17 protein-coding genes are annotated in these 12609 nt (G+C 39.3%); 2 read left to right on the top strand and 15 right to left on the bottom strand.

The annotated features are described in order from the left end of the window. Positions 1 to 5 precede the first annotated feature (5 nt). The 15 genes from QM941_RS01470 to QM941_RS01400 form a co-directional block, all read right to left on the bottom strand. Positions 6 to 515, bottom strand: a complete 510-nt coding sequence (locus QM941_RS01470) for a GNAT family N-acetyltransferase (RefSeq protein ID WP_414338060.1) — start codon at positions 513 to 515, stop codon at positions 6 to 8. A gap of 280 nt (positions 516 to 795) precedes the next feature. Further along, positions 796 to 1035 (bottom strand): 30S ribosomal protein S18, encoded by a 240-nt coding sequence (gene rpsR, locus QM941_RS01465; protein ID WP_000068664.1) that lies wholly within the window; start codon positions 1033 to 1035, stop codon positions 796 to 798. A gap of 31 nt (positions 1036 to 1066) precedes the next feature. Beyond that, the gene (ssbA, locus tag QM941_RS01460; RefSeq protein WP_414338058.1) at positions 1067 to 1537 is read right to left on the bottom strand and encodes a single-stranded DNA-binding protein SsbA; all 471 of its coding nucleotides are present in this window, start codon (positions 1535 to 1537) and stop codon (positions 1067 to 1069) included. Between the two features lie 11 nt (positions 1538 to 1548). Next, entirely contained in the window at positions 1549 to 1839 is a 291-nt protein-coding gene (gene rpsF, locus QM941_RS01455; RefSeq protein WP_001151782.1) for a 30S ribosomal protein S6, read from the bottom strand. A gap of 130 nt (positions 1840 to 1969) precedes the next feature. Further along, entirely contained in the window at positions 1970 to 2626 is a 657-nt protein-coding gene (locus QM941_RS01450) for a CBS domain-containing protein (RefSeq protein WP_414338056.1), read from the bottom strand. 295 nt (positions 2627 to 2921) lie between these two features. Then, positions 2922 to 3632, bottom strand: coding sequence for an ABC transporter ATP-binding protein (locus tag QM941_RS01445; RefSeq protein ID WP_414338054.1), 711 nt, complete (start codon positions 3630 to 3632; stop codon positions 2922 to 2924). Continuing rightward, positions 3632 to 4396, bottom strand: coding sequence for an ABC transporter ATP-binding protein (locus QM941_RS01440; protein ID WP_414338051.1), 765 nt, complete (start codon positions 4394 to 4396; stop codon positions 3632 to 3634). The genes QM941_RS01445 and QM941_RS01440 overlap by 1 nt, the downstream gene beginning before the upstream one ends. After that, positions 4396 to 5352 (bottom strand): branched-chain amino acid ABC transporter permease, encoded by a 957-nt coding sequence (locus QM941_RS01435; RefSeq protein WP_414338048.1) that lies wholly within the window; start codon positions 5350 to 5352, stop codon positions 4396 to 4398. The genes QM941_RS01440 and QM941_RS01435 overlap by 1 nt, the downstream gene beginning before the upstream one ends. 3 nt (positions 5353 to 5355) lie before the next feature. Beyond that, on the bottom strand, positions 5356 to 6225 hold the full coding sequence (locus QM941_RS01430) for a branched-chain amino acid ABC transporter permease (protein WP_414338045.1): 870 nt from the start codon (positions 6223 to 6225) through the stop codon (positions 5356 to 5358). Between the two features lie 105 nt (positions 6226 to 6330). Next, entirely contained in the window at positions 6331 to 7491 is a 1161-nt protein-coding gene (locus tag QM941_RS01425; protein ID WP_414338042.1) for an ABC transporter substrate-binding protein, read from the bottom strand. A gap of 89 nt (positions 7492 to 7580) precedes the next feature. Further along, entirely contained in the window at positions 7581 to 7850 is a 270-nt protein-coding gene (locus tag QM941_RS01420; protein WP_414338040.1) for a YlbG family protein, read from the bottom strand. A gap of 76 nt (positions 7851 to 7926) precedes the next feature. Continuing rightward, complete coding sequence (gene clpP / locus QM941_RS01415) at positions 7927 to 8517, bottom strand: ATP-dependent Clp protease proteolytic subunit ClpP (RefSeq protein WP_414338037.1); 591 nt, start codon at positions 8515 to 8517, stop codon at positions 7927 to 7929. A 123-nt stretch (positions 8518 to 8640) separates the two neighbouring features. Continuing rightward, complete coding sequence (gene upp, locus QM941_RS01410; protein WP_414338034.1) at positions 8641 to 9270, bottom strand: uracil phosphoribosyltransferase; 630 nt, start codon at positions 9268 to 9270, stop codon at positions 8641 to 8643. Between the two features lie 85 nt (positions 9271 to 9355). Further along, positions 9356 to 9823, bottom strand: coding sequence for a deoxycytidylate deaminase (locus tag QM941_RS01405; RefSeq protein WP_414338031.1), 468 nt, complete (start codon positions 9821 to 9823; stop codon positions 9356 to 9358). An 18-nt stretch (positions 9824 to 9841) separates the two neighbouring features. After that, the gene (locus QM941_RS01400) at positions 9842 to 10399 is read right to left on the bottom strand and encodes a TetR/AcrR family transcriptional regulator (RefSeq protein ID WP_414338028.1); all 558 of its coding nucleotides are present in this window, start codon (positions 10397 to 10399) and stop codon (positions 9842 to 9844) included. A 124-nt stretch (positions 10400 to 10523) separates the two neighbouring features. Between QM941_RS01400 and QM941_RS01395 the strand changes: the two genes are divergently transcribed. Together QM941_RS01395 and QM941_RS01390 are read left to right on the top strand one after the other, a co-directional pair. Further along, complete coding sequence (locus QM941_RS01395; protein WP_414338027.1) at positions 10524 to 11369, top strand: DegV family protein; 846 nt, start codon at positions 10524 to 10526, stop codon at positions 11367 to 11369. Between the two features lie 54 nt (positions 11370 to 11423). Further along, on the top strand, positions 11424 to 12599 hold the full coding sequence (locus QM941_RS01390; protein ID WP_254724391.1) for an NAD(P)/FAD-dependent oxidoreductase: 1176 nt from the start codon (positions 11424 to 11426) through the stop codon (positions 12597 to 12599). Positions 12600 to 12609: the final 10 nt, after the last annotated feature.

Here is a 12609-nt window from a genome sequence, read left to right as displayed (position 1 = left end):
GTCTCTTATCCGAATTCCTTTACTAGATACAAAACCAAATCATCATTATTTTGGCTAGTTGCATTCATTTCCAAGGGTTGATTTCGATACCAGACACCTGTCCCATCCGGAATGTAGCCCCGTCTGATATACAATCTCTGGGCAGGACCATAGCCTAAGTGCAAACCTACACCAAGAGTGACCTTACTCGAAACAAACTTGACTCGTTTTTCTGCTTCTTCTAGCAGTTGATTCCCAATCCCTTGATTTCGAAAAGGCTCAAACACATTAAAATCTGATAATTCTGGATAGACTTCTGCAAAAGGACCATGTTTAGCAGAGGGCAAAATGGTAACGTAGCCCGCTACAACACCTTCAATCTCTGCAACTAAGACTTCTCTCTCCCCACTTTCCTGTTCCAGAAAATATCTAGCCAAAATTTCCTCTCTACCAGGCCAACCCTGATTGATAAAACCTTGGGATAGGTGTTTGATATCCGATTCAATCATTTTTCTAATAATAGCGTTTCCCTCCATAAGATACTCCTTTAAAATTACTACTATCATTATAGCACGTTTTAGAGAAAGAAAAAAAACCACCCGGCTCTTGACTCGCTTTCTTATTTCCGAGCTCATGAAAAAGAGGTCCACCCGGACCCCAACTCGCTATTTCATTTCAATGCTCGTGAAAAAAAGACCCGTTGGGGTCTTAATTCGCTTTCTTGTTTTCAATCTCATGAAAAAGAGGTCCACCCGGACCCCAACTCGCTCTCTCATTTCAAGGCTCATGAAAAAAAGACCCGTAAGGGTCTTTTCTTTAATCTTCGTTTACGAAAGGCATCAAAGCCATTACGCGAGCGCGTTTGATAGCTGTTGTTACTTTACGTTGGTTTTTAGCTGAAGTTCCTGTTACACGACGAGGAAGGATTTTCCCACGTTCTGAAACGAAACGGCTAAGAAGCTCAGTATCTTTGTAATCAACATATTCAATTTTGTTTGCTGCGATGTAATCAACTTTTTTACGGCGTTTAAATCCGCCACGACGTTGTTGAGCCATGTTATTTCTCCTTTATAGTATTAATTGTCCATTAGAATGGTAAATCATCATCTGAAATATCCAAAGGATTGGTTGCTCCAAATGGATTCTCATTACGTGAAAAGTCTGGTACTGAATTTGTAGGTGCTGCATGACTAGCACTTGGTGCAGAATAAGCTCCACCTGTTTGTCCTTCACGAGCACTACGGCTTTCCAACATTTGGAAATTCTCAGCTACGACCTCTGTTACGTATACACGTTGTCCTTGCTGGTTATCGTAACTACGAGTCTGAATACGGCCTGTGATTCCAACAAGAGAGCCTTTTTTAGCCCAGTTGACAAGATTTTCAGCCTGTTGGCGCCACATAACGACATTAATAAAATCAGCCTCACGTTCGCCATTTTGACTCTTGAAAGTACGGTTTACTGCAAGAGTAAAAGTCGCAACTGCGACATTTGATGGGGTATAACGTAACTCAGCGTCACGTGTCATACGCCCTACAAGTACAACATTGTTAATCATATTCTACCTTCTTACGCGTCAAGTTTGACGATCATGTGACGAAGAATGTCAGCGTTGATTTTTGAAAGACGGTCAAACTCTTTAAGAGCTGCGTCGTCATTTGCTTCAACGTTAACGATGTGGTAAAGTCCTTCACGGAAATCTTGGATTTCGTATGCAAGACGACGTTTTTCCCATGATTTTGATTCAACAACAGTTGCACCGTTGTCAGTCAAGATAGAGTCAAAACGTGCTACCAAAGCGTTTTTCGCTTCTTCTTCAATGTTTGGACGAATGATATAAAGAATTTCGTATTTAGCCATTGATATGTTCCTCCTTTTGGTCTAATGACCCCAAGACATTGCAAGGGGTAAGTGAGGTTTGCTCACAATAAACTATTATACTAGAAAAGCTTTTTTTTGGCAAGAGAAAAACTAGTTATATTTTATATTTTTAAAGCTTTTTAGCAGTGGTTCGAGTAATCTCTTCGACTTGAATATTCTCAGATTCAAATTTTTCCTTAAGAGATGCAAGCTCAATCTTACCATCAATTTGCACTTCAATGATAATCTTTCCATCCTTACGTGGGATGTTGATGGTGTGTGAAATATTTAGATTTTCATCAACAATGAGCGAAACAATTTTACCAAGAACACCGACTTCATTTTCTGTTACAAAACGGATACGAATTCCCTCTTCACCATAACCAGCCACCTCAAGAAAGGCCCTAAATACGTCTCGATCAGTTATGACACCATATAATTGGCCATTGTCAATAACGGGTAAAATCCCAATCTTGTTCTTCAACATAAGATAGGTAGCATCTTCTAAACTTGCATAGCCAGAAACAGTAACCACGTCACGAATCATGACATCTTTTACCTTAGTTTTATTTAGCAAGTAATTCATTTCATAGATGGATAGACTGGTTGCTTTTGAGGGACTTGCTTCTGCGATAGTTCCTTCAGTTACCAAGCCCACTAATTTATCATTCTCGATAACTGGTAGACGGTGCAAACCTTGGTCACGCATCAAATCTGCAGCATGAGCAATCGTTGTATCTGGACTGATATAGACTACCTTACGTGTCATAAAATCTTTAACTGCCATAGGACTTCTCCTTTATATTTATAGTTTTATTATACACCTTTTAAAGAAAGCAATCAAACGCTTTCAATTCTTTTTCAAGATTCAGAAAAATCTGATTAGCTTATTAAAAAAGAGCCCATATAGGAACTCTTTATAGGTAATTTGCTTACACAATCTCTATCCGCCGACTAAAAAAATCTACTGGATTTGATGATTGCTTTGCAATCTTTATCTTCCGACTAAAAAGGTCCCCCGGACTAATGTGGATTGCTGGCGCAATCTTTATCTGCCGACTAAAACAATCCACTGGATTGTTTTAGCCACCTAGATATGCTTTTCTGACTTCGTCTGATGCTGCGAGTTCTTTACCTGTTCCTGAAAGAACGATTTTACCTGTTTCCAGTACATATCCTCTATCTGCAATAGCAAGTGCTTTATTAGCATTCTGCTCAATCAAGAGAACTGTTGTTCCTTGCTTCTGGATATCTTGTATGATATCAAAAATTTCTTGAATAAAGATAGGTGCAAGTCCCATTGATGGTTCATCTAAAAGAAGGAGTTTTGGTGTTGACATGAGTGCACGTCCCATGGCTAACATCTGCTGTTCACCACCAGATAGTGTTGCCGCATCTTGGTTTTTACGTTCTTCAAGACGAGGGAAACGAGAGAAGACCTTCTTCAGGTTAGCTTGATTCTCTTCTCGATTTTTCTTTAAGAAAGCCCCCATCTCCAAGTTTTCCAAAACTGTCAAACCTGAAAAAACATGACGGCCTTCAGGTACTTGAGATAGCCCTGCTGCCACAATCTTTTGTGCAGGTGTTTTTTGAATCTCTTGACCTAAAAACTCAATTCTACCTGAACTCGGACGAACAAGTCCTGATAATGTTCGAAGAATAGTAGTTTTACCAGCACCGTTGGCACCGATAAGAGAAACAACTTCCCCTTCATTAACTTCAAAGCTTACATCACGTACAGCTTGAATCATACCATAGTGTACTGAGAGGTTTTCAACTTTTAACATAGACATTAGGCTTCACCTCCAAGATAAGCTTCGATAACACGTTTATTATTCTTAATTTCATCTGGTGTCCCATGAGCAATCAAACGACCGTACTCAAGGACATAGATACGCTCAGTAACTTCCATGACCAAACTCATGTCATGCTCAATCAGCATAATTGTAATGTTAAATTCTTCTTTGATACGACGAATAAGGTCTGTCAACTCTGCTGTTTCCTGAGGATTCATACCCGCTGCAGGCTCATCCAAAAACAGAATCTTAGGTTCAGTCGCAAGGGCACGAACAATTTCTAAGCGACGTTGTTGACCATAAGCTAGATTCTTTGCTAAAGTATTCGCATCTCCATCTAATTCAAAGATTTTTAACAATTCTAAAGCTTTAGCTTTTAATTCCTTTTCATTTTTATAAAAGGCTGGCAAGCGTAAGAAACTTGCAAAAACATGCTTTTTATGATGATTACCAAATGCGATAAGAACATTATCTAAAACGGTTAAATCTTTAAACAGACGAATGTTTTGGAAAGTACGACCTAGACCAAGAGAAGCGATTTTATAAGGTTGTTTTCCATTTAACAAATGGCCATCCAAGGTGACTGTTCCTTCACTTGGTTCATATACACCAGTCAAGAGGTTGAAGAGTGTTGTTTTTCCTGCACCATTTGGCCCGATTAATCCAACAAGTTCACCTTCATTCAATTCAAGAGTTACATCTCCAACAGCTGTTAGACCACCAAAATGCTTGGTTAACTGTTTTACTTCAAGTAATGCCATTAGTTTTGCTCCTCCTTCTTAGTTTTTTTAAAGAGACGAGATAGACTCAATTCCCAAGTTCCTAAGAGACCACCTGGTCTGAAAATCATGACTAATACGAGGGCTAAAGCGTAAATAATCATACGCACGCTGGCCACATCTTGTAATAACATGTTTAAAATTCCCAACACGATAGCTGAAACAATTGCACCTGTAATTGATCCCAAACCACCAAATACAACGATAATTAACACGTTGATGGAATTGATGAATGTGTAATCTTTAGGTACTACAGAACCGATAAATCCTGCCTGAAGTGATCCTGCAATACTTGCAGTCATGGCACCAAAGACAAAAGCAATGATTTTCATCTTAGTGGTATTAACTCCGACAGATTCGGCAGCAATTTCATCTTCCCGAACTGCTAAGGTTGAACGTCCAATAGGACTACGTAGGAAGTTTAAGGTTGCGATGGTCGTCACGACTACAAAGAAGTATACCATCTGCCAGTTGGTAAAGTTTGGAATCCCTAGAATACCTGCTGCACCGTTTGTAAGGTCACCACCATTAACAATAAAGATACGAATGATTTCAGCAACACCGAGTGTTGCAACTGCTAGATAGTCTCCCTTCAAGCGAAGAGTTGGAATTCCAACGACTAAAGCCACTAATCCTGAGATAAGTGCTCCAAGTAGCATCGCTCCAAAGAAGGCTCCATAGGTTGGAGATTTAGAACCGATAATAGCTGCTGCATAGGCCCCAATAGCCATGAAACCAGCATGTCCCAGTGAAAATTGCCCAGAGAAACCAACAATCAGGTTAAGTCCCACTGCTAGGATAATGTTAATACCGATTTGCTGGAGAATTTGAATATAGAAAAGATTCAACACACCAGCAGAAACCAATACGCTAATCAAGCCGTATCCTGCTAACAGAAGGAATAACCATAGAATATTAACTTTTAAATTTTCTTTCATTGTTTACACCTTCTCTTTCAAATTCTTACCAAGAATACCTGCTGGACGAACAATCAAGATTAAGAGCAAGATTCCATATACAATAGCATCACGAAAATCTGACATTCCCAAGGCTGTTGCAAAAGTCTCCAGAAGACCGATAACAAATCCACCCAGAGCTGCACCCGGAATAATACCGATACCACCTAGAACAGCCGCTACGAAAGATTTAAGACCTGGAGTTACCCCCATCAAAGGCTCTAAAGAGTTATAGTAGAGAGCAATTAAGACACCTGCTGCACCTGCCAAGGCAGAACCTAAAGCAAAGGTAAAGCTGATTGTTCGATTGACATTAATTCCCATCAACTGAGCAGCATCACTGTCAACAGAAACTGCACGCATAGCCTTCCCCATCTTAGTTTTTTTGACAATCAATTGCAAAAGAACCATCAATATTAGAGAAACACCCAGAATCAACAATTGAATGTTAGTTAGACTGATTGGGCCCAAGTCATAACGAACTGTTTGAATGGCTTGCGGGAAGGCACGTGTATTGGCACCCACTAAATAAACCATTCCATACTCGAGTAAGAAGGATACACCAATTGCTGTGATTAAGACAGAGATACGTGTTGAATTACGTAGAGGACGATAAGCCAAAAACTCAATGATAACACCCAGAATTGCAGTACCAGCCATCGATAAAATTAAGGCAACAAAAAAATTTAATTGTAAGGAATTAATCAAGAAATAGCCCATAAAAGCCCCCATCATATAAATATCGCCGTGGGCGAAGTTGATGAGCTTGATAATTCCATAAACCATAGTATAACCAAGGGCTAATAATGCATAAACACTACCCAAGATTAAACCATTAACAAGTTGTTGGAGCATGTAGTTCACTCTTTCTAATAATAATTTTTTGGATATACATTGCTTCTAAAATACCGAAACAGGGAGTGAGTAAAAAGCTCATTCCCCATTCTCGTTATCTTTAATTTATGGTTGTACGACTTCTGCCGCTTCAACTTTACCATTATTCATAGTCATCATGAATGCAGTTTTAACAGTGTTGTGATCTGCATCGAAGCTTGTTTGACCTGTAACACCTTCAAAGTTTTGTGTTTTAGCAAGATTGTTCTTGATATCAACTGAAGTTTTTGCACCTTTTGCTGCATTTGCTACAAGGTAAACTGAGTCATATGCAAGAGCTGCAAAAGTTGAAGGCTCTTCATTGTATTTAGCACGGTAAGCTTCCAGGAAGGCTTTTGCCTTATCAGAAACATCAACTGTTGATGAGAAACCAGAGATGAAGTAAATGTTTGATGCTCTTTCTGCTGTTGCTTGTTGAACAAACTCTTCACCATTAAATCCATCACCACCGATGATTGGTTTGTCAATACCCATACCACGAGCTTGGTTTACAATTTTACCTGCTTCAGTGTAGTAACCTGGTAATACGATTGCATCAAATTCTTTATCTTTGATTTTTGTAAGAGCTGCTTGGAAGTCTGTATCTCCTGATACAAATGTTTCATCAGCTACGATTTCACCTTTAAATGATTCACGGAAAGCTTTTGCGATACCTTTAGCATAGTCACTTGAGTTATCAGTATACAAAACAACTTTCTTAGCATTCAATTTATTAGCTACATAGTTTGAGATAATTTTTCCTTGGTAGCTATCTTGGAATGTTCCAATAAATAGGAAGTCTTGTCCTTTTGTCAAACCATCTTGAGTAGCGCTTGGCGAGATCAATGGTACACCAGCTTGAGTAGCATTCGCCACTGCAGCAGCAGTTGCTCCAGAAGTCGCAGGACCTACGATAGCTGCTACTTTTGATTGAGTAACAAGGTTCGTAGAAACAGAAGCCGCTTCAGCAGTTTCAGATTTGTTATCTTTATCTACAACTTCGATTTGTTTTCCATCAACACCACCAGCAGCATTGATTTGATCAACTGCAAGTTGAGCACCCTTTTGTTCAGATGTACCGTAAGCAGCTACTGCTCCAGTTTCCTCAAAGTTGAAACCAATCTTGATTACTTTTTCATCTACTGGGTTCCCAGTTGCGTTTGCTGGTCCTGATTTAACCTCTCCACATGCAACCAGAAGTGCTGTACTAGCTAGGGCTACAAGAGATAATGCGAATTTTTTCTTCATAATGGTCTCCTTCTTAAATTCATATTTTAAATGACATGTTAAGAATATACCGAATTATCAGAAAATTGTCAATACTTTTTTTATATTTTTTAAATGATAACGTTTTCTTCCTTTCGATAAAGGTTTCCAACGAAAGGAGTTTCCAATTCTTGAATGTGACAAGGTCTAATTTTCTTGATAAATTTCTCTTTCTCTAAGCGACTAACCAAATCTTCTACTTCTGCTGTTGGAACATATAATTGCAAATAGCGATGCTTTTTCGAATGATAGCAGATATCTCCAAGACTTTGGAGCTTTTTGGCATCACGATTATAGTAAAGATAGATAATCAGACCTTTGCGATTTTCTTTTTCAAACATAATATAGCTTCCTTTTAAAAATCTTCCTTTATTATACCAAAAAAAGCAAACTCAGTCGAGTTTGCTTTTAGCTTTGTTAGCTTAAAGAATTGTTGGCCATGATTTCATCAATGAAACCATATTCCAGTGTTTCTTGAGCGCTCATCCAGTAATCACGTTCAGCATCTCTATGAATTTGCTCAACAGATTTACCAGAATTGTCTGCAAGAATTTGCTCTAAAGTCTTACGAGTTTTAAGCAAGTGCTCAGCAGCAATAGCCATATCAGTCTGCTGAGTACCGCCACCAGTTCCACCCATTGGCTGGTGAATCATATACTCTGCATTTGGAAGCATGAAACGTTTACCTTTAGCACCACTAGATGCAATGATAGTTCCCATTGACGCTGCCATCCCCATGACAATAGTTTGGACATCAGCCTTGATAAAGTTCATCGTGTCAACAATCGCCAAACCAGCTGATACAGAACCTCCAGGAGTGTTCACATAAAGGTAAATATCTTTTGTACTATCTTGAGCATCCAAGAAGAGCAATTGAGCAATGACTGAGTTTGCCATATTGTCTTCGACTGGTCCAGTCAACATGATAATGCGGTCCTTAAGAAGACGTGAGTAAATGTCATACGAACGTTCTCCACGACTTGTTTGTTCAATAACTACAGGAATCATTCATTTCTCCTTTTGATCTTTTAAATTTAGTAGTTGTCTACTGACAATGAGGTTATTATACCTCGTTGGTCAAAAAAGGTCAATTTTTTGATTTGTTTCATCCTAGATAGGATGAAAGGGATTTTATTTAGTTCCGAACAAACGGTCTCCAGCGTCACCAAGTCCAGGAACAATGTAACCATGTTCATTCAAACGTTCATCCAAAGCTGCAGTAAAAATTTCTACATCAGGGTGTGCTGCTTGAAGAGCTTTTACTCCTTCTGGAGCAGCTACAAGACAGACAAACTTGATGTTTGAAGCACCACGTTTTTTAAGGGAATCCACTGCCAAGATAGCTGAACCACCTGTTGCCAACATTGGGTCGACTACGAAGATTTGGCGTTGGTCGATATCTTCAGGTAATTTAACCAAGTATTCAACTGGTTGAAGTGTTTCTTCATCACGGTACATACCGATGTGCCCAACTTTTGCAGCAGGAACTAGGCTCAATAGTCCGTCAACCATACCAATACCTGCACGCAAGATTGGCACAATTGCCAATTTTTTACCAGCCAATTGTTTTTGAACTGTTTTAGTAATTGGTGTTTCAATTTCCACATCTTCAAGCGGAAGATCACGAAGTACTTCATATCCCATCAACATTGCAATCTCATCTACGAGCTCACGAAAAGCCTTTGTAGAAGTGTCAGTACGACGCAAGATTGACAATTTGTGTTGAATCAGTGGATGATTGATAACTTCAATTTTTCCCATTTGTGAGTTCCTTCTTTCAATTTATTCTTCTAATTATATCAAAAAATGGTTCAAAAAGCTTTTGAAACCATTCTTTTTTTTGATTCTAAATCAAATTTACTTCCCTAATGGCTGACTGAACTGTTTCAAGTGGTAGATGGGTTAATTCCGTCTTTTTTTCTTGATAAAGGTATTGGGCATAATCATCCATACGGTATTGGTTGATATAAACAACACGTTGACAACCTACTTGAAGCAGCTGTTTTGTACAGTTAAGACAAGGAAAATGCGTAACATAGGCAGTAAATCCCTTTGGCACACCTCGTTCAGCTCCTTGCAAGATAGCATTGATCTCAGCATGAAGAGTTCGAACACAGTGGCCCTCGATAACCAGACACTCGTGGTCGATACAATGTTCTGTCCCTGAAACAGATCCATTGTAACCAGTTGAAATCACTTTATTATCCTTAACAAGAACAACTCCAACTTTAGCTCGCTTACAGGTTGATCGATTGGCAATCAATAGGGCTTGTGCTGCAAAATATTCGTCCCAGGCAAGTCTTTTATCTGACATCATTTCTCTCCTAATCGTCTATTTTTTAAAAAATGGTAGGCGTAAATCTGCAATTTTTTCGGCGGGCACCTTCATTCCCTCCTTGATCCATTTCAAGAGAACTGATACAATGGCCGAGCTCCAAAATGAATGTAGATAGGAGCTTACTCCCTTAGTTTTGCCGTGATATTTTTCTAAAAAGTCTTGCATAGCCTGAATCAAGATCTTTTCTAAATGGTAGTCCAAAGCCAATTGAATAACTTTGGCTTCCTTTTTAGCTTCATGAAAGAGATGTACCCATATTAGACGAAGGTCATTTTTGACATCATAGTTGCCTAGCTGCTCCATAATATTCTGAACACTACGTTTAAAGACACTTTCAAGAATGGCTTCTTTGGACTCATAATTTCTATAAAAGGCTGCTCTTGATACGCCAGCTCTTTGGACTAACTCAGAAATACTGATTTTTGCCAACTCTTTTTTTTCTAAAAGTTGCAGGAGGGCTGTTTCAATTGCTTCTCTGGTTAGCAAATTAGATTCTTGATTTGATTTTCTTAGGTTTTCAAGCGATTTTTCAGATATTTTACGTTCAGCCATAACACTTCCTTTATACTTGTAACAACAGAGTGGTATTACTTTTGTTTCAAGAACTTTCATGATATAATTGTAAAAAAAGACAGAACCTTTGTCAATGTATAAGTGATAAAGATGGAGAATTTCTATGACTTGGAAGATTGTAGCTGACTCTGGTTGTGATTATCGCCAACTGGAAAACCCAGCTTTTGATACTGAATTTGTCAGTGTTCCCTTAAAGATTCAAGTAGCAAATCAGGTCTTTGTTGACGATGCTAATCTTGATATCGATAAGATGATGGAAACTATGTATGCGACTTCTGAAGCTTCAAAATCAGCCTGCCCTAGTCCTGATGATTACTTACGAGCATTCGAAGGTGCAAAACATATTTTTGTAGTGACTATCACTGGAACTCTCTCTGGTAGCCACAATAGCGCTCAATTAGCTAAGAATATATATCTCGAAGAACACCCTGATACTCAGATTCATGTCATCGACAGTTTATCAGCTGGTGGAGAAGTTGATTTATTGGTAGAAAAGCTCAATGAGTTGATTGACCAAGGCCTTTCATATGATGAAGTTGTTAAAGCCATTACGGATTACCAAACAAAAACAAAACTTCTCTTCGTTCTTGCCAAGGTTGATAACCTAGTAAAAAATGGTCGCTTAAGCAAGCTAATTGGAGCCGTTGTTGGACTTCTCAATATTCGTATGGTTGGGGAAGCCAGTGCAACTGGTACGCTTGAACTACTTCAAAAAGCTCGTGGACCAAAAAAATCCCTTCAAGCAGCCTTTGAAGAATTACTAAAAGGTGGTTATGCTGGTGGTCGTATCGTTATGGCACACCGTAGCAATGAAAAATTCTGTCAACAACTTTCAGAACTTGTACGTGAGAAATACCCTCAAGCAGCTATTTCTATAGTCCCAACATCTGGTTTGTGTAGCTTTTATGCTGAAGATGGTGGACTTCTCATGGGATATGAAATTAACTAATTGATTAGATTCAAGAGATGGCTAGCCATCTCTTTTTTATGGTACAATACAGATATGAAACATTTTGATACTATTGTAATCGGGGGTGGCCCTGCTGGTATGATGGCTACGATTTCCAGTAGTTTTTATGGTCAGAAAACTCTACTCATCGAAAAAAATCGAAAACTTGGGAAAAAATTAGCTGGAACTGGCGGTGGTCGCTGTAACGTGACTAACAACGGAACTCTAGACGATCTACTCGCTGGCATCCCTGGAAATGGGCGATTCCTATACAGTGTCTTCTCACAGTTTGATAACCATGATATCATTAATTTTTTCACGGAAAATGGTGTTAAACTCAAGGTTGAAGACCACGGACGTGTCTTCCCAGTCAGCGATAAATCGCGAACCATAATCGAGGCTCTGGAGAAGAAAATTACGGAACTAGGCGGGCAAATTGCCACTCAAACAGAGATTGTTTCGGTTAAAAAGATAGACGACCAGTTTGTCCTTAAGTCCGCAGACCAGACCTTCACTTGTAATAAACTCATCGTCACAACAGGTGGTAAGTCTTATCCTTCGACTGGTTCGACTGGTTTTGGTCACGAGATTGCCCGTCATTTCAAACACACCATTACCGAACTTGAGGCTGCTGAAAGTCCCTTATTGACAGATTTTCCGCACAAGGCCTTGCAGGGAATTTCGCTAGACGATGTGACTCTCAGTTATGGCAAGCACGTCATTACTCATGATCTGCTTTTTACCCACTTTGGTTTATCTGGTCCCGCTGCTCTGCGTATGTCAAGCTTTGTCAAGGGTGGCGAAATCCTATCTTTAGATGTCTTGCCACAACTTTCTGAAGGCGACTTAATAAATTTTCTAGAAGAAAACCGTGAAAAATCCTTAAAAAATACCTTGAAATCTTTGTTGCCAGAACGCTTGGCAGAATTCTTTGTCCAAGGATACCCTGAAAAAGTTAAACAGCTAACTGAAAAAGAACGGGACCAACTTATCCAGTCTATCAAGTCCCTCAAGATTCCTGTGACAGGAAAAATGTCCTTGGCTAAATCCTTTGTTACCAAAGGTGGCGTTAGTCTCAAGGAAATCAATCCTAAAACGCTGGAAAGCAAACTGGTTCCTGGACTTCACTTTGCTGGCGAGGTACTGGATATCAATGCCCACACGGGTGGCTTTAACATCACTTCTGCCCTCTGCACCGGTTGGGTGGCAGGAAGTCTGCATTATGATTAAAGATTAAAGG

Source organism: Streptococcus timonensis (assembly GCF_047460355.1).
Classification (GTDB): Bacteria; Bacillota; Bacilli; order Lactobacillales; family Streptococcaceae; genus Streptococcus; species Streptococcus timonensis_A.
The sequence above is the reverse complement of the archived record's forward strand: the minus strand, read 5'-3'. Positions and strand labels throughout refer to the sequence as shown.